The organism is Lacinutrix sp. Bg11-31 (assembly GCF_002831665.1).
Lineage (GTDB): Bacteria > Bacteroidota > Bacteroidia > Flavobacteriales > Flavobacteriaceae > Lacinutrix.
Genome location: NZ_CP025118.1, coordinates 951916 through 974595 on the forward strand (window position 1 = coordinate 951916; position 22680 = coordinate 974595).

Consider the following 22680-nt stretch of genomic DNA (forward strand, 5'->3'; position numbering starts at 1 on the left):
TAAGTATTTAAATATTATAATCTATTTAGTCGTTTCTAGAAGCAACAATTCGGTTAATTCTTAATCTGTAATCTGGATGTTTAGAGTTCTTAGCTTCTATAAAAGTTTCAGAATCTGGACCTTTAGAGTATACATTATTAAATGCTCTACTACCATACCAATTTTCTAAATCTTCATTACTACTATTGTCTTTAACAAAAATATTTCCATTACAATTATTAAAATAATTGCTTGTAAATACTATTTTTTCCAGGTTATCATTATTTACCGTAATCTTATTATCCAATATTGCAGCAGGATTAAAGCCAGAGATCACACTCTCGTTTATTTTAAAAGCAACTTTATTTCCAATATAAATAGCTTCATTTACTAAACCAACTTTAATATCATAGTCTAAATCACTACTAAGGTTAATTAAGGTAAGATTACCAGCATCAACTGTTGTGTTGTTTTTTGTTAAATCGGTATTCTCTATTGAATCATTATTTAATACATATAAGCACCTTGAAGCTTCTGCTCTAGACACATAAGGCGATTTTATAGCAAGAGAATTAGTCATTGTGCATTGTGCACCATAGTTTATTATATAATCATTACTACTAGATTTATAAGAGACAAACTTGTCTAAAGTTAAAGCACCACCAAGAATAGCAAACGAGTTACCTTCACAGTAAGTTACCATTACATTTTCTAGCGTTGTTGTATTACCAACACCTGCTAAAGTAAGGCCGTTAAAATAACCATAGTCTTTAGTCCTTTTGCCTGCATACTCAATTCTAACATAGTTTAAAATTCCAGAATAGCTTTCTGGATTATCACCACCATAGCTTATATTTTTAGCATCTGTTACATTTAAACCGTAATTTAAAACGGTATCATTATTAATTATATTTGTTGGTGCATTACCCAGAATAAAAAGGCCTCCCCAATCTCCAGGTTTTTTCACACTTTGGTTTGATGTAAAAATAATTGGGTCTGTATCTTCTCCATTGGCAACAATTGTAGAACCATTACTTATAGTAAGCGAGCCTTTAGTTTTAAAGTCGCCCATTATTATTGTTCCAGGCTCAATTATTAATGTAGTACTATCTGTAACAAAGACATCACCAAGTAAAAGGTAAATCTCGCTTTTATATAATCTTGTGTCTTTAGTAATACTACCACTAAGAATTTGAGTAGGCTTACCATATTCAACTTTGTTTGGCTTAAATTCTGTCCAAGGATTAAGCCAGTTTTTAAAACCAGTTATTCCTTTTTCTTGTTGAGCGAATAAACTACTTAACGTAACTAATAAAAGCAGAGTAGTTAAAGTGATTTTTTTCATAGTGGTTAAATTTATTTTATAGATTATTGGGGAATAATTTACATACCAAAGATATGAGTATTTCATGTTAAATGCAAAAAATATCGACGAAATACACTCATTAAATTTAATTATATTATTTTTCTTACAAAATTTAATTTTTATAGATAGTTATTCATTAGTGGAATAAATACTTTTAGTAAACAAAATAGAATAAGCTAATTTTCTTAAGACTTTAGTAATAATTTAAGGCTTAAGATATTAATCCACTTTAAAATCGTTATAAGTATGAAGTGATTTTAATGTTTCTTCATAAAATAATATCGCAGCTATAAGATCTCCAGAATCTGAGTATGGTAATACTGATTTCTGAAACTCTACAGTACTATCAAAATATTCTACAGAAGCTTCACGATTTGCTTCTAAGGCCTTTATATTTTCTTTTGTTTCAGGAATACCTAAAGAAGCCATAGTAACATTTGGTTTGGTTGCAAATGCAATATTTGGTAGAATATTTACTATTACTTCAATACGTTGTATATATAGGGTAAGTAAATCGCCTTTAGATAGTTTGTTTAATTCGTCTAGATTATGGTATTTACTAATACTTACTTTTCCTGTAATTAATTGAGGTGATTTTTTCTTTGTTTGTGCGAAACCGATACTTATAAGCATAAAAAAAATAACGGTAAAAAGTGTAGTTTTTGCTTTCATTTTGGGATATTTAATATGTATAAAACAAATCTATACAAATAATTGAAAAAAACAACTCTATTTGTATTTTTCTTTATGTTTTTTCATCGATTAAAATACTTTATTATCAGATAAACGGTTTGAATGTTGGGTAAAAAGCTGATTTGTACGATAAAGTGTTTTGGGTGAAATATTAGATATTTAATTCTTAAAAAGGATAAAATATCAAATTTTAATGTTTTTGTTTTGAAGGTTTATAAATAATAATTACCAAAGCTTAGAAGTAGATTTAAGAATTAAGCCTTTTGGCATTTATTACTAATTTTGATGGTTTAAATATGCTTAACAGTAATTTGGAGTATTTGTTCATGTTAAAAATAATAATAGCCCAACAAATTTATGCGACTTGACCAACTTTAATTCAAACGCCTGGTGGTTTAAAAACAGAAGGTTGTGCAAATAATGTTTCTTATTTCGATATTTCGAAAAACGCATTTAATCCTACACTTGTAGATTTAGAAAATAATAATTGTATGTAATAAAATGTTATTCTATAATTTCGCCTTTCTCGTCGGCTACTTTTTTTCCCCAATCAGCAATAGAAATCAATACAGGAGCTAAGCTTTCCCCAAAAGGCGTTAAGGCATATTCAACTTTTAATGGTGGTTTTTTTGTGTATACTTTACGTGTAATTAAACCATCTTGCTCTAATTTTTTAAGTTGTAAGCTTAAGGTGCGCTCTGTAATTGTAGATATTAATTTATACAATTCATTATAGCGTTTTTTTCCACCAACAAGATAAATTAAAATCACACTTTTCCATTTGCCACCAATTAATTCCATAGCAATACTTGTAGTACAAGAAAACATTTTGTCGTTAAACTTAATAAGTCGTTTTTTGTGTTCTACTTCCATAATTTAATGTGATAATTTTCACAAAACTACAATACTATCTTTAATTATACAACTATACTTTTTATAGTGCTTTTTTAAATTTATAATCATTTGTTATTCAGTATATTAATAAAAATAATAGCGTTGTGTTTTATACTATCATTTTCGACCGTTATTGCGAGATAACAAAACAGTTATTACTTTTGCAACTATACTTTTGATAGTATATTGACACTATAAACGAATGAGTTAAAAATTAAACAGATGAATACACCAAACATTAAAAAAAAAGACATTATTAATGCTTTTCAATTTAGACATGCAACAAAAGAGTTTGATACTACTAAAACAGTTTCAGATGAAGATATTAACTTCATTTTAGAAACAGCACATTTATCACCAAGTTCGTTTGGTTTCGAGCCGTGGCATTTTGTAGTAGTTCAAGATAAAGCATTGCGCGAGTTATTAAAACCTGTAGCTTGGGGAGCACCATTAAAATTAGACACTGCAAGTCATTTTATTTTGGGTTTAAGCATGAAAGCACCAATGGTAAAGCACGATGCAGAGTACATTATGCATATGATGAAAGATGTAAAGCAATTTCCCGAAGATGTTATTGAAATGTATTCTAAGTTTTATAGAGAGTTTCAAGAAAATGATTTCAATTTAAATACAGACAAAAAATTATTAGATTGGTCTGCAAAGCAAACTTACATTGCTTTAGGTAATATGATGACTTCTGCAGCTTTAACAGGTATTGATAGTTGCCCTATTGAAGGATTTCATCAAGAAAAATCAGAAGTTTTATTAAAAGAAAAGTTTGGGATCGATACAGATAAATATGGTTTATCATTTATGGTTGCTTTTGGTTATAGAAAAGAAAATCCACCACACGAAAAGTCTAGAAGAGATTTTAAAGATATTGTGACTTGGAAATAAACTAGTAAGTGTTGTTTAAAAATTGAAAAACCATCTACAATTTTTCTTGCAAGTAATTTCCCTAGCTTTTAAAAACACGTAAATACACGCTTAATTTTAAATAAAATCAAACTTAACTTGCTGTATATTAATTTTTTATTAATTAATCTGTTAGTGTAATATTTATATTTCAATTGGATTTTTTAATAACTTAAAAATTTACATCATGGAAACACTTGAAATTAAAAGCACACAAAACGCTATTACTGTTATTAAAGACATGCTAGACAACAATCCGCAACTTTCGGGTTTATTAGTAGAGTCTATTAATGCAGCAAGCAATGCAGCAAATGGAACTTTGGATCAAGAATTATACGACTTGTTGTATTGGCCAACAACAGAAAGTGAATGGATTAGTTACATCGTAGAGTTTAGCCAATGGATACCGCATCAAACCCGTTTTGAGGGTTGGAAAGATCCAGACACAGGCTACACACAAGAAGTGTACGATAGGTTATGCCATTTCTATTATTTAATAGACCAAAAAGTAGGACCAGGTAACACAACCATAGTACAAAATTTAGATGGTTTTAAAGAGTGGTTAATAACCTATGCTAATTTATGGGGAGATTTTTTAAACACTACAGACTCTTTTAACGATACCATTTGGCAATCTTTTAAAGACTATGCACCATATTATAGAATAGACGATTCTCTAGTAAACGGTAAACCAAATAACCCAAGTGGTTGGTTAACCTTTAATCAGTTTTTTGCACGCGAGTTAAATCCAGGTTTACGTCCAATAGCTGGTGTTGGTAATAATGCAACAGTAGTTGCACCAGCAGATTGTACGTATCGTAAAATGTATCCAATAGATAAAGATTCTAATATTAATACCTCAGTTTTAAAAGGCACACATGTAATTGGTAATATTAACGATTTGTTAGAAGGCAGTCCATATGCTAACACTTTTGCAAACGGAACCTTTGTACATTACTTTTTAGGTCCATATTCTTACCATCGTTTTCATGCTCCAGTATCTGGTTTGGTAAAAGAATGTCGTGCAGTAACAGGTTTAACGTATTTAGACGTTAATATTACCGATAAACAATTTAGTGCACCAGATGGATCAGATTATCCAGCAGCACCAAAAGAAGGCTACGAGTTTACGCAAGCCAGAGGCATACTAACCATAGATACCACAAATTCTAATGAAGGAAATAGAGGCGTTGTAGCAATAATACCAGTTGGTATGTGTCAAGTATCTGGAGTACATATGAGTGCTACAGTAAATAATAACATTGCAAAAGGAGAGGAGTTTGGTTACTTCCTGTTTGGAGGCTCAGATATTATTATGCTTTTTCAAGAAGGACAAGCACCAGTAATAGACAAAACTGAAGATTCTTACCGTTATTATGGTACAGATATTAGTACAGCTCCTTATAGCAAGAAATAACTAGTATATAGCAATATCTATTTATAAAAAGACCAAGTTTTGAAGCTTGGTTTTTTATGTTTTAGAATTTTATTTTAAGATTTTCTGTGAAATTAAACCGTTCTAAACCTTATCATTCAATTAACATTTAGGTGAAGTTATTGTAAGTATTCCGTTTTTAGAAACGATTCCAAATGTTGTTACTTCTAATGTGCATTTTGGCTCGATAACAAATTTTACTCTTCCAAAAACTTCAAAATCTTCTTTAGATTTTATGTTAATGGCTTGCGTATAGCTTGTATTTGTTGTTACCCAATTTGCTTTGTGATTACCAAAACCTTCAGGACCAGATACTAGTTTAGATTTTGGAAACTCTTTAATATTACCATTAAAATCTATAGCAGTGTAATCGCCTAAATCCATATGGAATTTTCCGCTAGCATTTCCTTTATAGTTTGGAGATATAAAATGCGATCCATTTTTTAACTCCATTTTAACGATTAAGTTGGCTAGATTGTTTTCTGCCTTCTCTATATCGATCTGCATAGTATATTCAGCATTTTCAATTATAATGCCTTTATAATCTATAGCACTTTCAATCTTGTTGTTATTTTTAGAGCTATACATACTAAATAGCAATACAGTAATTACAATAAACTTGTTCATAATTTTTTGTTTTATAATTTTGAGTAAACCTAGAGTTAATAAAGGCTGAAAGTGTCAAACAAATGCAAAAAAAGTGTAAAATTGTTGTTATTGCTTTATAGAATAGACCAAACTTGTGAGGCTTTTTTTTTGTTTTAAGATTTATTTTAGGAGAATGAGGATTTCCGTAAGGATTGTGTTTTGTATTAGTTTATTTTCCCTTAAAATGATAAAAAAAGATAGTTACTCTTTGAATAACAAGTTTAGTTGAAAGGAGTATTTTATTAATGTTAGAATAAAAAAATATGAGTACAACAAATACACAACGCGAATTGATTGATTATTTATGGGAATGGGCTGAATCTAAAGGTTATTGGGCAAAACTTTTGGTTCAAAAAATTTCAACATCCCAATCATCATTATCTCAGACTGAAAAAGAAAATGTTTTTAATTATTATATACAAGAAATTGGATTTGAACTGAAACCACCATTACCTATTTTAGAAATACTTAAGCCATCATTTATTCCAATAGCTAAAGAAGTTTCTCTTACTAAATTATCAGAAATTAAAGGTGTAAATCGTTTAGCTGAAGACCAAGAAATGGTATTTAGTCCTAATATTACTGTTGTGTATGGAAATAATGGAGTCGGAAAGACAGGTTACAGTCGTGTTTTGAAAGCTCAAGGTTATAGTTTTGATAATAACATTAACATTCTTTCTAATGTCCATAATAAAGAAACTAGTCAAAGTGCAAAAATTGATTTTATATCTGATGGAAACTCATCGTCTATTAATTGGCAAGGAACAAATCTACAATCAGATTTAAATACAGTTTCAGTTTTTAACAGTGATTGTGTAAATATTTCACTTTCTAATACTAGAGAATTACTTGTTACACCAAAAGGGTTTTATCTTTTTTCGCTTATAAAAAATGAACTAGTAGCCTTAAATTCTATGCATGCTCAACAACTATCAAGGTATCCAATAACTCTAGAATGGAAAGCACAGCTTAAAGAAGGAACTCAACAAAAAAAATATTTAGATTCATTAACTCACGATTCTGACAAAAAGAAATTTGAAGAAATTTCAATTTTCACTCAAGAAAATTTAGCAGATTTAAAAGAGAAAGAAGACAGTCTTAAAAATTTGAATAAAAAAGCTTTAGAGGCTAACCTCAAAACGAATAATTTTATTCTTGTTGAATTAGCTAATATTATAGCATCAGTAAAGCATACACAATCGAATTTAGTTAAAACAGATTGGAATAAAATTATTGTATATAATGAAGATTTAAAAAAGTTAGCGAAAGAAACACAAAGTGGTATTGCTGGAATAGCAGAAATTTATGGGTTATCAAAATTTGATACAGAACAGTTTTCTGATTTTTTAAAATCCGCTGACGAGTACATTAAATTACTGTCAAAAGAGAATTACCCTAATAATCCAGAAGACACATGTGTTTACTGTAAACAATCCTTTTCAGATGAGGCAGCAAGAAAGCTAGTTGATAATTATTCTAAAATACTAAATGATACTAAACAGGCTGAAATAGTAAAAATTAATAAATTGAAAGAAGAGATTATACAATACGTAAGTTTAATTAAAGAACAAATTGAATTTCATCATCCTGTATTTGGCATTTCGGAAAGTTATAATATTATACAACCTCAAGAGATTATTGACTTTAATCGAAAAGTAAAATTATTTAAAAGCCATATAATTAATAATACTGTTGATGCTAAGCTGGATTTTGATATTAACTATGTATTATTAATTGATTTACTTGAAAAAAAACAAACAGAATTTTCAGAATCAAAAGCTAAAACAACAAAAGCTTTAACAAATTTAGAATCAGCTGAAGCAAAACTTAAAAAAGAGATAAACGAATTAAATGACAGGCATATCTTATCATTAAAGAAATCAGAGGTAGTTCAGTGTATTTCTAATCTTTTAGCAATAAAAACATTAAATGATAATAAGAATCAATTTAATACTTTGTCTTTAAGTGCCAAAACGACTCAAGCACGAGATGAGCTTGTTGCACAAGATTTTCAAGATAAATTTTTGGCTGAGTTAATAGGTTTTCGAAAACAACATTTAGGTGTTAATATTAGTTTCTTTTCACAGCAAGGCAATTCAAAAATTCGTCAAAATGTAGCTAGTCATGATATTAACATGGTCTTAAGTGAAGGAGAACAAAAAACAATTGCGCTTTGCGAATTTTTAACAGAATTGCAACTAGATGCTACTATTGCACCAGTTGTTTTTGATGATCCAGTAAGTTCTCTTGATCATAATATAATGCAAGATGTTGCAAAAAGATTAGTTGACTTGTCTAAAGAACGTCAAGTAGTTATTTTTACACATAATGTTATTTTTTATAATTCATTTTTTGGTTTAGAAAAACATGCACTTTATAAAGATAAAGTTGAATTTAAATTTTATAGAGTAAGTACAAATGGTTCTAATACTGGAATTTTGTCAGATGGAATTCCTATTAATAAGTTAAAAACTTACACGACTAAGCTTAACGTGATTTGTAATAATGGAACGAATGGCAGAGAGGAAAATGAAGTCGCAGCAGAAGGTTATGCTTATATTAGGTCAGGATTGGAATTATTAGTTTCTAATAATATTTTTTTAGAAATTGTTGGTAGATATAGAAATAATATAATGATGACTAAATTTCCAACTGTAAAAGGAGATATGATTGAAAAGCATAAAGCCGAAATTGATAGTATGTTTGGACGTGCAAGTGGATTTATAAGAGCACATAGTCATCCAGAGGAACATCATTCTCCACCAACAATGGACGATTTAAAATCAGATTATGAGCGTTTTAAAGAAATACAAAAAGATTTTTAAAGAAATTGATAATGAAAAACGAAAACCAAATAAAATGCCCAAACTGTGGAACATCAATTGATGTTCAAGACATCTTATCGCATCAACTTGAAGAAGAAATAAAGCAAAAATATCAATCTCAAATTGCGCAAGAAAAGAAGAAGTACGAGGCTGAACAAGAAAAATTAAAACAAGAAAAACTTGATTTCGAGCAAAAGAAAAAGAAAGAAAACGAGTTATTTCAAGAACGTTTAGAAAATCAACTTAAAGAAGATAAAAAAGAAATAGAAGCGAAGCTAAAGCTTAAATTAAAAGAAGAACAGTCTGAACAATTTGAAGCTTTACAAAAAGAGTTGAATGAAAAGTCTGAGCAAGTAAAAGAGCTAAACAAATCTAAAGCAGAAATAGAAAAACTTAAAAGAGAAAAAGACGAATTAAAAGGTTTAGCAGAGGCTGAAGCACAGAAAAAACTTAATGAGATTTTAATTTCTGAAAAGGAAAAAATCAAGAAATCTGAAGAAGACAAAAACGAATTGCGTTTTAAAGAAATGCAAAAGCAATTAGAAGACCAGAAAAAGCTTACTGAAGAGATGAAACGTAAGCAAGAGCAAGGTTCTATGCAATTACAAGGAGAAGTTCAAGAATTAGCAATAGAAGAATGGTTGGCTTCAAAGTTTCCTTTAGATACTATTCAAGAAATTAAAAAAGGAGCTAGAGGTGGAGATTGTATTCAAATTGTACATTCTAGAACAGAGCAAAATTGTGGTACTATCTATTATGAAAGTAAAAGGACAAAGGATTTTCAACCAAGTTGGATTGAAAAGTTTAAAGCAGATATTAGAGATAAAGGTGCAAATATAGGTGTGTTAGTAACCGAAGTTATGCCTTCTGATATGGACAGAATGGGTTTAAAAGATGGCATCTGGATTTGTAATTACGAAGAGTTTAAAGGATTGTGTTCTGTTTTAAGAGAAGGAATTCTACAAGTAAATAATGCAATAATAACGCAAGAAAATAAAGGAGATAAAATGGATTTGCTTTATGATTACCTTACTAGTAATACATTTAGAATGCAAATAGAAGCTATTGTTGAAGGTTTTACACAAATGAAATCTGATTTAGAAAGTGAAAAGCGTTCCATGCAACGTATTTGGAAACAAAGAGAAAAGCAAATAGATAAAGTAACTACCAATACTATTGATATGTATGGTTCTATAAAAGGTATTGCAGGAAACGCGATACAATCTGTAAAAGCTTTAGAATTACCTGGATTTGATGAAGATTGATTTATTAAAAAACTTCAAAAAACATTTAAAACAAAAAAGGTTGCCCAAAACGGACAACCTTTTTTAATATAAATAAAGCTTACTATTATTTCAAACTTTCTAATAATTTCTCAGCAACCAACTCAGAGGAAGCTGGATTTTGACCAGTAATTAAATTACCATCTTGTATTGCGTAAGCAGCCCAATCTTCTTTTTTAGAATAGATTCCACCATTTTCGCTTAACATATCTTCTACTAAAAATGGAACAACGTCTGTTAAACCAACAGCAGCTTCTTCGGTATTAGTAAAACCTGTTACTTTTTTTCCTTTAACTAAAGGTGTTCCATCTGCGTTTTTAACACCTTTTAAAGCAGCAGGAGCGTGGCATACAAATGCTACAGGCTTATTTTGTGTGTTAAATTTCTCTATTAAAGCAATAGAAGTTTTATCGTTTGCTAAATCCCATAAAGGACCATGACCACCTGGATAAAATACAGCATCAAAATCGTCTGCATTTATATCTGCTAATTTATTAGTATTTGCAATTTTAGCTTTTGCAGTAGCGTCTTTATTAAAACGCTCTGTAGCTTCTGTTGCAGCATCTGGAGAATCACTACTTGGATCTATTGGTGCAGCACCTCCATTTGGTGTTGCAATAGTAATGTTAGCACCTTTATCTAATAATGTGTAATATGGGTTTGCAAATTCTTCAACCCAAAACCCTGTTTTTTTTTCTGTATCTCCTAATTTATCGTGAGAGGTTAATACAAATAATACGTTCATAGTTTTTTCTTTTTTTAATTCTGTTTTTGCTTCTAAAACGGTTTCAGAAGGTGTTTCGCTTTTTGCATCTTTACAACTAGAAGCTGTAATAATGGTAAGCGTTAATGCTAGTGTTTTTATTAAATTCATCTTTAAAATTTAGTATGCCATTTTTACTATTTTCTCAACCTTATCTGGCGATAATGTTTTGTGTTCTCCTAATGCTGTCCAACCACGATTTGTAAATCGTTTTGAGATTTCTTCAGCAGTACCTTCGTAATCTTTTGTGTAGTCAGACAACTTAGTATCAATACCTAATTCATGGAAAAAGGCTGTTGTTTTCTCGATTGCAGCATAAGCTTTATCGTCTATACTACCTTCTGTAATATTCCAAACACGCTCACCATATTGTGCTAATTTTTCTTTTTTAGTTTCAAAATTAAACTTGTAATGGCTTGGTGCAATTACTGCTAATGTTCGTGCATGATCGATACCAAATAAAGCAGTTAACTCATGACCAATAGCATGTACAGCCCAATCTGTAGGGACTCCTTTTTGTATTAATCCGTTTAAAGCCATGGTACAACTCCACATAAAGTTAGAAGCTGCTTTATAGTCTGTTGGATCTTTAATTACTTTTGGTGCAACTTCTATTAAAGTTTGTAAAATACTCTCTGCAAAACGGTCTTGTAATAATGCTCCAATTGGATACGTCATGTATTGTTCTAAAACGTGTGTAAAAGCATCTGTAATACCGTTTGCTAATTGACGTTCTGGAATAGAGGTAATTACTTGAGGATCTAATATTGAAAACTCAGGAAATAAACCAGGTCCACCCATTGCAAGCTTTTCTTTAGTTTCTGCTCTTGTAATTACTGCTCCAGAATTCATTTCAGATCCTGTTGCTGGTAATGTTAAAACCGTTCCAAAAGGCATACCAACTTCTGTTCTAATGTTTTTGGTTAAAATATCCCAAGGTGTATCTCCATCGTAAACAGCAGCAGCAGATAAAAATTTAGTGCCATCAATTACAGAACCTCCACCAACGGCTAATAAATAGGTGATGTTTTGGTCTTTAATTACTTTTAAAGCTTCCATTAATACCGAGTATTCTGGATTTGCAGGAATACCTCCAAACTCTACAACATCTACTTTAGCTAAAGCTGTTTTTACTTGGTCGTAAATTCCGTTTTTCTTGATGCTTCCACCACCATAAAGCAATAATACTTTAGCGTCGTTAGGAATTTCGTTTTCTAATTTCTCTATTGTGTCCTTTCCAAAAATAATTTTGGTTGGGTTTTTAAATTCAAAATTGTTCATCTTCTTTTTCTTTTTTAATTTATATTTTAACTATCATTTTACCTTTGTTTTTACCTTCAAATAAATCGATAAAAGCAGTTGGTATATTATCAAAACCATTTACAACAGTTTCTGTGTATGTTAATTTCTCTTCGGCTAACCAAGTAGATATCTGTTTCATGGCTTCTGGAAATTTTTCGGCATAATTAGAGACAATAAACCCTTGCATTAAGGCACTGTTTTTTACTAAAAACGGTTGTACACTTATACTTTTTGGTAATTCGGTATTATTATAAACAGAGATAGCTCCACAAATAATAAGTCTTGCAAATCTGTTAATGTTAAATAATACAGCATCAGATATTGGTCCTCCAACATTATCGAAATAAATGTCTACACCATTAGGAGCAGCTTTTTTAATGTCTGCAGTAATGTTTTTACTTGTGTTGTAATTAATACCAGCATCAAAACCAAACTTAGTTTTAAGCATCTCTATCTTTTCGTCTGTACCAGCAATTCCAATAACGGTAAGTCCAAGAATTTTTGCTATTTGTCCAACAACACTTCCTACAGCTCCTGCAGCTCCAGAAACAACAATGGTTTCTCCAGCTTTAGGTTTACCAATTTCGTTAAGGCCTAAATATGCTGTTAAACCTGTCATTCCTAAAATCCCTAAATAGGTACTTAAAGGCGCTTTTGTACCATCTATTTTTAAAAGTCCTTCACCATTAGAAACTTGTTGTGTTTGCCAGTTTAGCATACCAGAAACAAAATCGCCTTGGTTAAAGTTGTTGTTTTTAGATGCGATTACTTTAGCAATAACACCAGATTGTACAGGTTTGTTTAATTCAAAAGAAGGAATGTACGATTTCGCATCACTCATTCTTCCTCTTAAATAAGGATCTACAGATACATAAGCAGCTTCTAAAAGAATTTCGCCTTCATTAATAGTTAGCTGCTTGTCCTCAGTAACAAATTCAAAATTTGAAACTGTAGGTTTCCCTTCTGGTCTATTGTTTAATACTATGGTTTTAATCATAATTGTTTTTTTTTTAGTCTATAACAGTTACTAACTCTTCCATAGGTTTTCTAACCTTTACAAGGTTTACTAACCAATCTGCATCTTCTTTTCTGTAACCAATTGGTAATAATACAGCACTACGTAAACCTTTTTCGCGTAAGCCTAGTATTTTGTCTACAGCAGCAGGATCAAAACCTTCTAAAGGTGTTGCGTCTACACCTTCGAAAGCAGCAGCAGTAACCGCATTTGCAAAAGCAATGTATGCTTGTTTTGCAGCATGATTAAAGTTTTCTTCAGCGTCTTTTTGAGGATAAGAACTTAATAACATCTGACGGTAATTTTCCCATCCTTCGTTTTCAAACCCACGAATTTCGTTTGTTAAATCGAACATGTGGTTAATACGCTCTGCAGTATAAGTATCCCAAGCAGCAAAAACGAGTAGGTGAGAGCAGTCTGTAATTACAGATTGGTTCCATGCTACTGGTCTTATTTTTTCTTTAAGGTCTTGATTTTTAATTACAAAAATCTCAAAAGGCTGTAATCCACTTGATGTTGGTGATAAACGAGCAGCTTCTAAAATACGTTCTATTTTATCTTCGGCAACTTTTTTGCCATTCATTGCTTTTGCTGCGTATCTCCACTTTAATTTATCTAATAATTCCATATGTTTTTTTAATTGTTTTTAGTAATCCTTTTTATATCGTTTGAAGAAATAATAACTTCGGCATGACTTGTACTATTTGCTAAATTTATCATGGTTTGTGCAATATCTTCTGGTTCTGTTATTTTGTATTGTTTTAGTTTTCCAACAAATAGAGGTTGAATAACCTTAAATACTGCTAATCCTATTTTTTCTAATGTGCGCGTTTCTTCACGGTTTCCTCCAATTAGCGATGGTCTTAAAACAAAGGCTTTTTTAATGTCTTGTTTTAATATATCATTTCCATTTCGCCTTTAGTTTTATTATAAAACACACTGCTTTTTGCGTTGGCTCCTAATGCTGAAATAACCAAAAATGTGTTAATGTTATTTTCTTTTGAAAGCCTAGCAGCAGCAACAGGAATGCCATAGTCTATTTGTTTATAAACCGTTTTGTCTGGTGTCTTTTTAGCAGTGGTGCCAATACAGCAATACACTTCGTGAGCTGTAAAATCTGTTTTAAATTGTTCTAGGTCTAAAAGGTTACCTATAAATTGTGTTACTTTATTAGATTGAACTTCAATTTTAGAACGTGAAAATAATTTGATGCTTTCATATCTATTGTCTTCAATTAATTTTTGAAGTAAAAGATTACCTGTTAAGCCAGATGCACCTAATATAATTGCTGTTTTTTTCATATTAATTACAAACTTTTATACTGCTCCAAGCAGATTGATAGGCTTCTTCTAAATGTGTTTTATCTAATTGAAATGCACCTCGTTTTTGAGTCATCATTAAAAAAGATAACGGATTTATAGAATAGGCATATAATAGATAGTCTGATAGTGGTTTAATAATACCTTCTTTTTTACCACGAGCCCAGAGGTCGAGTAGTGGTTGTAAGTGTTTAATACCTTCTTGTCTACTATGTTCATCTATCATTGGTGTGTTATCACACTGTGCTAAAAACATTGCGTTTTCACACTCTTTTAGTTTAAAGTCTGCAATACGTTTCCATATTAACTCAAAACCAGCCTCAACAGGTATCGTTTTATCAAAATCTGCGAAAGCATAATTGGTGTATTCTGCTTTTACATCTATGTATGTTTGATTAACTAAATCTTGTTTGTTTTCAAAATATAAGTAAATAGTAGCAGGCGAAACGTTTGCCATTTTAGCAATTTTACTCATTGGTGTAGCATGGAAACCATTATTGTTTACCAATTCTATAGTTGCTTTTATTAGTGCATTTCGTTTGTCTATGCTTTTTTGAAGTTTAGCCATTTTGTTTTTTATTCTAATACAAAGATATACAAAAATGAACGTTCATTCTTTTTTTTAACAAAAGTTTAATTTTATAAAAACTAGGCTAGTTTAAAAGTACTGTATAGTATTATGTAATAATAGTTTATAAAAATTATTAATACATGAATTTAAACACTTATCTAAGTGATAAAAAAACTCTTAATTTAAAGCGTTTTAATGATTATAAGCTTCGATTACTGCAGAATTAATAAGTTATTAAGTTTCATTTTGAATTTTTAATAAAACAGTGAATTTATGTTTTTTTGGATGTAAGAAATTAACCAAAATATAAGTCAATTCTTACTAATATATGTTGTTATTTCGCAAACCTTTTTAAGGAAATAAACGAATAGATTAATAAAAAGGAAGAAAATATTTAATACAATTATAAGTTTATGAAACATTATTACAACATTTTGGCATTCACGTTATTATTAACTTTATGTACTCAATTATCTTTTTCTCAAGAAGATAATTCTAACCGTTGGTCTTTTGAAGCTGGTTTAAGTGCAGTAGACCTTTATCCTGTAGGAGAAAATACACCACAAGGTGACTATTTCGACGAATTCCTTAACCTTAACGACCATTACAATTTAGGTTTTTATGTTGGAGCTTCAAGAAGCTTTACTAAAAATTTATCTTTGTCTGCAAGAGGTACAGTAAATGAAATTAGTAAATGGGGAGATTTAGGTCAAGCCGATGAAAGTGTACTAGTTGATAACCTTAAATATTACGGACTTGACGCAATGGTAAACTATAGTTTTGGTCAAGGTAAATTACAACCTTTTATTGCAATTGGTGGTGGTTATACTTGGATTGAAGAAGGTACATATAACACATTTTCTACTGTTAATGGTTCAGATAATTTAGTAGGAGCAGGTACAGTTAATGGTTCTGTAGGAGTTAAATACTGGGTTAGTGATAAGTTTGGAGTTAATCTTCAAACAACTTACAAGCATACTTTTAAAGATTACTTACCTAAGCATTGGAATCATAATTTAGGTATCATTTATAAATTAAATAAAGAAGAACAAGAAGGAATAGAAACTAAAAAAGTAACTTCTACACCAAGCCGTTGGTTTTTTGAAGCAGGTTTAAGTGCTGTAGATCTTTATCCTGTTGGAGAAAATACTCCTCAAGGTGACTATTTTGACGAATTCCTTAACCTTAACGACCATTATAATTTAGGTTTTTATGTAGGTGCTACTAGAAATCTAACTAATAATATATCTATTTCGGCAAAAGGTACAGTAAACGAAATTAGTAAATGGGGAGATTTAGGTCAAGCCGATGAAAGTGCATTGGTAGATAACCTTAAGTATTACGGACTTGATGGTATGGTAAACTACAGTTTTGGTAAAGGTAAATTACAACCTTTTATTGCTGTTGGTGGTGGTTATACTTGGATTGAAGAAGGTTTATATAATACATTTTCTACTGTTAAAGGTTCAGATAATTTAGTAGGAGCAGGTACTGCAAATGGTTCTATAGGTGTTAAGTACTGGTTTAATGATAAAATTGGTGTGAATTTACAAACAACTTACAAGCATTCGTTTAAAGATTACTTACCGAAGCATTTCGATCATAACTTAGGTTTAGTTTATAAACTTGGAAGTGAAAAGAAAGAAGAAGTTTCTAATGATAGAGATGGTGATACTATACCAAATGAATTCGATTTATGTCCAGATACTTTTGGTCTAGTTAGCCTTGGAGGTTGTCCAGATACAGATGGTGATGGTGTTACTGATAAAGACGATTTATGTCCTGAAGTAAAAGGTTTAATTGAGTTTGGTGGATGTCCTGATACAGATGGAGATGGTTTTCCAGATAACAAAGATAATTGTCCTGAAGTAAAAGGAACTGATAATGGTTGTCCAGCAAAAGTTGTTGAGCCTACACCAGTTGTAACAGTTATACCAGCAGTTGTTGGTCAAAGAAAAGTATATTTTAACTATGATAGCTCTAAGCTTGATGAGAATGCTAAATCTATATTAGATGATATTGCTGAAAATATTATGGCAGATAAATCTAACTTTAGTATTTCTATTCAAGGTCATGCAGATAGTAGAGGAAGTGATAATTATAACTATAATCTTTCTGTAGTAAGAGCACAAGCTATTAAAGATTACCTTACTTCTAAAAACATAACTAATAGTTTAATTTCTATTTCTGGTAAAGGAGAAACTCAACCAATAGCTCCTAATAATACAGAGGCTGGAAGAGCAGCAAACAGAAGAGTAGAATTAACTATTGACATTTCTGCTAAGTAAATTCAATTTACTTTTTATAAATTGTGCTATCATATTAAATTATGATAGCACTTTTTTTTTGTTCATTATTTTGATAAAACTGAAGTTTCTAATAAGACATAAGTCCGAGAGAGAATAATAGACTAAAAAGCATTATAATTTAATATAATCGGCTGTATTTTAACACGTTGTTAAAATTGGTTAAAAAAGTTAAAACTATTATAAAGAGGAAATTTCGAAATAGAAAAAGGTATTTATTTGTTGTAACCAACTAAAACAATATACAATGAAAAAATTATTACTCATTACCGCAATTTCCATTTTTGGATTAACAAAAGCTCAAGCTCAAGATGTTGAGTTTGGAGCTAAGATTGGTGCAAATTTCTCATCTATTTATGGCGACACAACTGATGATATCGAAATGATAACTAGTGTTATTAATTTTGGAGTTTATTCTGAAATCTCATTAACCGAAAAATTCTCTTTTCAACCAGAAATCATGTATTCTATTCAAGGATTTAGTGTTGTGGATAATGTTTTGTCAACAGACAATATTGTCTCACTAAATTATATAAATGTTCCGTTAATGGGAAAGTATTATGTAACTAAAGGCTTAAGCCTTGAAGCTGGACCACAAATAGGTTTTTTACTATCTGCAAAAAATGAAAATATAGATGTAAAAGACAGTTTTAAGTCTATAGATTATGGCGTTAATTTAGGATTGGGCTATAAGCTAGAAAACGGACTAAATTTTGGTGCTCGATATAATTTTGGATTATCAAATATTAATGATGTTAATGGTTCTACAGATAAATTTAGAAATGGTGTAGCACAATTAACTATTGGTTATTCATTTTTTTAGAGCATAAAAAACAGTATAAATCAATTAAAAAAAGTAGTAGAATTTAATTAACAAATTATTAGACTATACATATACTACGTTATGTAACTTTGTTTAAATAAAGGTAATTATATTAAACTTAATATTACAATTGATTACTGTTAGTTATGGACAAGAAACAAACCTTATATTCTATTTTAGATCTTGCTTTAGTATCCAAAGACCATTCACTTAAGCAAACTTATAATAACGCCTTAGAATTAGCGCGACAAGCCGAAATATTTGGTTACACACGCTATTGGTTGGCAGAACACCATAACTCTGCAAATATTGGTAGTAGTGCAACATCAGTTTTAATAGGTTATGTAGCACAAGGGACTAATACATTACGTATAGGTTCTGGTGGTATTATGTTGCCTAATCATTCACCATTAATAGTTGCAGAACAGTTTGGTACGTTAGGTTCTTTATATCCTAATAGAATTGATTTAGGCTTAGGTAGAGCACCAGGAACAGATAGAGAAACGGCTCAAGCTATAAGATTAGACTTTATGGAAGCTGCACATTCTTTTCCTAATGAATTAGAAAAAATACAAACCTATTTTTCTACAGATAATGCTACTTCAAAAGTGCGTGCTACTGTAGCAGAAGGAGTAGAAGTACCAGTCTATATATTAGGTTCTAGTACAGATAGCGCACATTTGGCAGCAAAAAAAGGATTGCCTTATGCTTTTGCTAGTCATTTTGCAACCACACATTTATGGGATGCTTTAGCTATTTATCGTAAAGAATTTAAACCATCAAGTGTTTTACAAAAACCTTATGTAATTGCAGGAGTAAATATTATTATAGCAAATACAGATGAAGAAGCCCAACGTTTATCAACTTCATTAATTAGAATGATTGTTGGCATATTTACAGGTAAACGCGATTTTGTACAACCTGCAATAGACATGACAGATGAGTTAAAAGAGGTTATGCAAAATCCACAGGTTCATCAAATGTTAAAATATTCTTTTATTGGAAGTAAAGCAACTGTAAAAGCGCAAGTAAAAGAGTTTATGAATCAAACTCAAGCCGATGAGCTTATTGCTGTAACTAATATTTATGATATTAAAGACAGAATACAATCTTACAAATTATTTGCAGAGATTATGAAAGAATTAAATTAATTTACTACTCAAAAGTATGGCGTTGCTCTTGTGTAGAAGACGCGTTTAGTAGTTTGTTAAATGTTTTTATACTATCAAAATCTTGAGTTATCGCTTTAGAAACTGCAATACCAGAAATATCAGCTTTTAATAAGTCTGGAATATCCTCTAGAGTTATGCCTCCAAAACCAAGAATTGGCTTAGGCGTTTTTAAAATATCTGTAATTGCAGTATAACCTTTTAAACCTAAAACAGGATCCAAACTATCTTTATTAGCTGTGTCTCTAAAAGGACCTAAATTTATATAATCGATTTCTTTATCTAATAATGTTTCACAATCTGCTAAAGTATTTGCAGTTCCTCCAATACTTTGCCAAGGAAATAAATGCTTTCTTACTAGAGTAGGACAGGAGTCTGTTTTTTCTAAATACACACCATCTGCTTTAATGTCTTTAGCTATTTTGTAATGCCCACTAATTATTAATCTGGTTTGGTAGTGAGTTGTTATTTTTATAGCTTCTTTGGCTACTTTTAAAACCTTTTTTTCTGAAGCGTTCTCCATAACAAGTCGCACCAATTCTGCGCCAGAAGTACATGCTTTTTGTATGTTTTCAAGAATGGTTTTTGGTGAATCGCCTTCGGCTATATAATGTAGTTTTGGTATAATCATGTTTTTGTTTCTTGTTATTGGATTCTTCAATTTTACTCTAATTATTTAAAGTGAAGTTTTATTTTTTTGAAAACAGCTACAGGTGTATCATTATTCCAAATACCACCTAAAATACCAACACCATTGTAACCCAACGTATCGAAATCTACTAAGTTATCTGCTGTAACTCCTCCCATTCCAATAATTATTTTATCAATAGCATTAACATCAAAACCACGACCATTATAGCCTGCTTTAGATAATGATGAAAACACAGGACTTAGTAAATGATAATCAAATTCAAAATAACAATCTTCAAGATCTTTTGGCTCATGAAAAGAGGAACTTATAGTTTTTCCGAAGAGATTAAGACTTTTAAAGTAACGACCAGGATTATCTATATTATCTATTCTTTTTTGTTCTTGAAAATGAATCCCTTTTAAATTAAAATCGTTTATTAACTCATGATGATAGTGTACAACAATTTTGTTGTGATATTGCTTATCTATTTTATTTAAATAATCGCAATGTGCTTTATAGTCTTTAGATGGTTTTCTCAAATGATAATATTCTAAACCTTCTTGAAATAACTGATTAAGAATCTCTATTTCGTTTGGGATATCATTTTCTGGAGCTATTACTACTATCATTATTTAATACTTTTCATATGATACAAAGATACCTCAGATTCTTCATATTTAAAGACTACTTAATGGAGAATATCATAATAAAAAGGATGCTTGTAATAGCTTTTTTAATTAAGAAATAAGTATTAAAAAAAGTTTTCCTTAATATTCTCTGGCTTTATAACTTTAGTTTTTACAATAAAGTTCATAAATAGGTAAATAGCCATTATATGGCAAATAATAATAAGTACAGTAAAAGTACTATTGAAATATAAGAATTCATTAATTGAAACTAATACAACTTGAAAAAAAGTAAAAAGGCCAGAGGCTAGTAAAACTGGGCTATTATTGTAATTATCATTTAAATAGACAATAGCAAATGTAATGGTATAAACTATTAAACTTAAGGCACATAAAAAGACAAAAAACAAATGATTATCAGGTATAGAATAGACTAGTAATTTTAAAATGGAAAATAAAATATAGGAAATTAGAACAATGCTAATCATCACCGAAATAGATGGTAAAGATCTTAGTTTTTCTATATGTAAATATTTTTTGAGAGTGAAAGCACAGCATATTAGGTATATAGAAGTTAATGTAGCAATCCCTCCAAAGCAGTCTTCAAAGCAGTAAAAGGATAATACATCCGAAGCTAATGTTGCTAGTATAGCACATATAAAAATAGGGTTAGCCTTTTTTTTAGTAAGATTTATATATTTAAAAAGAAGAGAAATAATTACAATAGGCAATACATATATTAATTGCTTTTTCTCTAAAAAAATACTCATAATAATTGCCGCAAAAAAGGAAACGTATAATATAATATCGATAACATTAGTTACCTTATAAAAAGGAGTGTTAACAGATTTTTTTTTAGGCATTTATTAAGAGTTTCACCGTTTCTATCATTCCAAATATATTAATTAGTTTCTTAAAAAGAGATGGAATTTAGTTATTATAATCTATAAAATAGCAAAAACAGAATTAAATGCTTTAAAGAGTATTACAATGTACAGAAAAGGACAATTAACTAATAAACGGTAAAATTTTAGATTCTATTTATTTACCTTTATCTTTATTATGAATTTACCAAACTTCAAAAAACATCTCATCGATAAAGGTGGACTATCGCAAGAAGAGTTTGCTCAAGTAGAACCCTATATTAAAACAAAGACAATTGCAAAAAACGACTTCCTTTTAAAACAAGGTGATATCTGTTCACATTCCTTTTTTGTAGAAGAAGGCGTGTTGCGTTTCTATTCTTTAAATGAAGAAGGTAAAGAAAATATCTTGCAATTTGCTACAGAAAACTGGATTGTTAGTGATCGTGGAAGTGTCTTTTTTCAAGAACCTTCAACATACTATATAGATGCAATTGAAGATACATTAGCCGTTATGCTAGATGAAGATTTTGTTAACGAAGTCGCTAAAATCAACCAAAATTTTAGGAAACAAAACGAAACGCTGTTGCAAAACCATATTCGTCATTTATACAAACGTGTTAGCTTATTATTAGGGGCATCTGCAAGAGTTCGATATTTAGAATTTGTTAATATGTATCCAGATATTATGCTTCGTGTTCCGCAATGGATGATTGCTTCATATTTAGGTATTACTCCAGAAAGTTTAAGTCGTGTTCGTAAAGCTTTAGCTCAAGAAAATTTTAATAACAAGTAGTTTTTATTCTTAATATTTAACATCTTACCATAGGTCAATGCATACCTTTTATAGTTGCTGTAATTTTACAGTAATTAAAAGAAAGGAATGTATTTATGAAACATTTAGAAGTATTAGTTGTTACAAAATACACGACAACACAAAGAATCTTAAATTGGCAAGTTTTTACGGTCGATACTATCGAAACTGCTATCGAAAAATTACAACAGCAACCTTATAAAGTTGTCGCTATTTCTCATAATTTCAATGAGGTAGATAAACGTAAGTTAAATCAAATACTATCAATTTTAGACAACACTATAATTCTAGTTGAATATAACAACGATAAATCTTTATCCGAAACAGTAAAAGCAAGCTATTGGCCAAAAAACAAACCAGGAGCAGAGCGTAATTATTTGGATAATTGGTTTGAAATAAAATTGGCTAATAGTATCCATTCAAATCAATAATTAAATAAA

General features: G+C 30.1%; 22 protein-coding genes. 9 read left to right on the forward strand and 13 right to left on the reverse strand.

Going from position 1 to position 22680, the window contains the following annotated elements; translation table 11 throughout:
• Positions 1-25: 25 nt before the first annotated feature.
• The 3 genes from CW733_RS04355 to CW733_RS04365 all read right to left on the reverse strand — a co-directional run bounded on the left by CW733_RS04355 (position 26) and on the right by CW733_RS04365 (position 2911).
• Positions 26-1324, reverse strand: coding sequence for a hypothetical protein (locus CW733_RS04355; RefSeq protein WP_100996036.1), 1299 nt, complete (start codon positions 1322-1324; stop codon positions 26-28).
• Between the two features lie 240 nt (positions 1325-1564).
• Positions 1565-2017 (reverse strand): hypothetical protein, encoded by a 453-nt coding sequence (locus tag CW733_RS04360; RefSeq protein WP_100996037.1) that lies wholly within the window; start codon positions 2015-2017, stop codon positions 1565-1567.
• Positions 2018-2542: 525 nt separating this feature from the next.
• A complete protein-coding gene (locus CW733_RS04365) occupies positions 2543-2911 on the reverse strand; it encodes a helix-turn-helix domain-containing protein (protein WP_100996038.1) in 369 nt (122 codons plus the stop codon).
• 243 nt (positions 2912-3154) lie between these two features.
• Here CW733_RS04365 and CW733_RS04370 point away from each other — a divergent pair, with 243 nt between their 5' ends.
• Together CW733_RS04370 and CW733_RS04375 are read left to right on the forward strand one after the other, a co-directional pair.
• Entirely contained in the window at positions 3155-3829 is a 675-nt protein-coding gene (locus tag CW733_RS04370; protein ID WP_100996039.1) for an NAD(P)H-dependent oxidoreductase, read from the forward strand.
• A gap of 205 nt (positions 3830-4034) precedes the next feature.
• Positions 4035-5264, forward strand: a complete 1230-nt coding sequence (locus CW733_RS04375) for a phosphatidylserine decarboxylase (RefSeq protein ID WP_198520106.1) — start codon at positions 4035-4037, stop codon at positions 5262-5264.
• A gap of 120 nt (positions 5265-5384) precedes the next feature.
• Here CW733_RS04375 and CW733_RS04380 read toward each other — a convergent pair whose 3' ends face one another.
• Positions 5385-5909: a hypothetical protein gene (locus CW733_RS04380; RefSeq protein WP_100996040.1), complete on the reverse strand. Its 525-nt coding sequence runs from the start codon at positions 5907-5909 to the stop codon at positions 5385-5387.
• Positions 5910-6220: 311 nt separating this feature from the next.
• Between CW733_RS04380 and CW733_RS04385 the strand changes: the two genes are divergently transcribed.
• Complete coding sequence (locus CW733_RS04385; protein WP_198520107.1) at positions 6221-8755, forward strand: AAA family ATPase; 2535 nt, start codon at positions 6221-6223, stop codon at positions 8753-8755.
• 11 nt (positions 8756-8766) lie between these two features.
• On the forward strand, positions 8767-10020 hold the full coding sequence (locus CW733_RS04390) for a DUF2130 domain-containing protein (RefSeq protein ID WP_100996042.1): 1254 nt from the start codon (positions 8767-8769) through the stop codon (positions 10018-10020).
• Between the two features lie 85 nt (positions 10021-10105).
• On the opposite strand, the gene CW733_RS04395 is transcribed toward CW733_RS04390, so the two are convergent.
• From CW733_RS04395 to CW733_RS04420, 6 genes are all read right to left on the reverse strand, one after another.
• Positions 10106-10912 (reverse strand): type 1 glutamine amidotransferase domain-containing protein, encoded by an 807-nt coding sequence (locus tag CW733_RS04395; RefSeq protein WP_198520108.1) that lies wholly within the window; start codon positions 10910-10912, stop codon positions 10106-10108.
• 9 nt (positions 10913-10921) lie between these two features.
• Positions 10922-12082 carry an iron-containing alcohol dehydrogenase gene (locus CW733_RS04400; protein WP_100996043.1) on the reverse strand — a complete coding sequence of 387 codons (1161 nt, stop codon included), beginning with the start codon at positions 12080-12082 and terminating at the stop codon, positions 10922-10924.
• A gap of 19 nt (positions 12083-12101) precedes the next feature.
• Positions 12102-13100, reverse strand: a complete 999-nt coding sequence (locus tag CW733_RS04405) for an NADP-dependent oxidoreductase (protein ID WP_100996044.1) — start codon at positions 13098-13100, stop codon at positions 12102-12104.
• Between the two features lie 13 nt (positions 13101-13113).
• Positions 13114-13746, reverse strand: coding sequence for a nitroreductase family protein (locus tag CW733_RS04410; protein ID WP_100996045.1), 633 nt, complete (start codon positions 13744-13746; stop codon positions 13114-13116).
• A gap of 265 nt (positions 13747-14011) precedes the next feature.
• A complete protein-coding gene (locus CW733_RS16750) occupies positions 14012-14419 on the reverse strand; it encodes an NAD(P)H-binding protein (protein ID WP_369806627.1) in 408 nt (135 codons plus the stop codon).
• 1 nt (position 14420) lies between these two features.
• On the reverse strand, positions 14421-15005 hold the full coding sequence (locus CW733_RS04420; RefSeq protein WP_100996046.1) for a TetR/AcrR family transcriptional regulator: 585 nt from the start codon (positions 15003-15005) through the stop codon (positions 14421-14423).
• Between the two features lie 416 nt (positions 15006-15421).
• On the opposite strand from CW733_RS04420, the gene CW733_RS04425 reads away from it, so the two are divergent.
• The 3 genes from CW733_RS04425 (at position 15422) to CW733_RS04435 (ending at position 19288) form a co-directional block, all read left to right on the forward strand.
• Positions 15422-17296 carry an OmpA family protein gene (locus tag CW733_RS04425; RefSeq protein WP_100996047.1) on the forward strand — a complete coding sequence of 625 codons (1875 nt, stop codon included), beginning with the start codon at positions 15422-15424 and terminating at the stop codon, positions 17294-17296.
• A 265-nt stretch (positions 17297-17561) separates the two neighbouring features.
• Positions 17562-18137 carry a porin family protein gene (locus CW733_RS04430; RefSeq protein WP_100996048.1) on the forward strand — a complete coding sequence of 192 codons (576 nt, stop codon included), beginning with the start codon at positions 17562-17564 and terminating at the stop codon, positions 18135-18137.
• Positions 18138-18283: 146 nt separating this feature from the next.
• Positions 18284-19288, forward strand: coding sequence for an LLM class flavin-dependent oxidoreductase (locus CW733_RS04435; protein ID WP_100996049.1), 1005 nt, complete (start codon positions 18284-18286; stop codon positions 19286-19288).
• A gap of 4 nt (positions 19289-19292) precedes the next feature.
• Here the strand turns inward: CW733_RS04435 and CW733_RS04440 are convergent, their stop codons facing one another.
• The 3 genes from CW733_RS04440 to CW733_RS04450 form a co-directional block, all read right to left on the reverse strand.
• Positions 19293-19937: a thiamine phosphate synthase gene (locus CW733_RS04440; RefSeq protein ID WP_100998673.1), complete on the reverse strand. Its 645-nt coding sequence runs from the start codon at positions 19935-19937 to the stop codon at positions 19293-19295.
• A 41-nt stretch (positions 19938-19978) separates the two neighbouring features.
• A complete protein-coding gene (locus CW733_RS04445) occupies positions 19979-20566 on the reverse strand; it encodes a thiamine phosphate synthase (protein WP_100996050.1) in 588 nt (195 codons plus the stop codon).
• A 122-nt stretch (positions 20567-20688) separates the two neighbouring features.
• The gene (locus tag CW733_RS04450; RefSeq protein WP_100996051.1) at positions 20689-21426 is read right to left on the reverse strand and encodes a hypothetical protein; all 738 of its coding nucleotides are present in this window, start codon (positions 21424-21426) and stop codon (positions 20689-20691) included.
• Positions 21427-21625: 199 nt separating this feature from the next.
• On the opposite strand from CW733_RS04450, the gene CW733_RS04455 reads away from it, so the two are divergent.
• Both CW733_RS04455 and CW733_RS04460 read left to right on the forward strand, forming a co-directional pair.
• On the forward strand, positions 21626-22222 hold the full coding sequence (locus CW733_RS04455; RefSeq protein WP_100996052.1) for a Crp/Fnr family transcriptional regulator: 597 nt from the start codon (positions 21626-21628) through the stop codon (positions 22220-22222).
• A gap of 95 nt (positions 22223-22317) precedes the next feature.
• Entirely contained in the window at positions 22318-22671 is a 354-nt protein-coding gene (locus CW733_RS04460) for a hypothetical protein (protein ID WP_100996053.1), read from the forward strand.
• Positions 22672-22680: the final 9 nt, after the last annotated feature.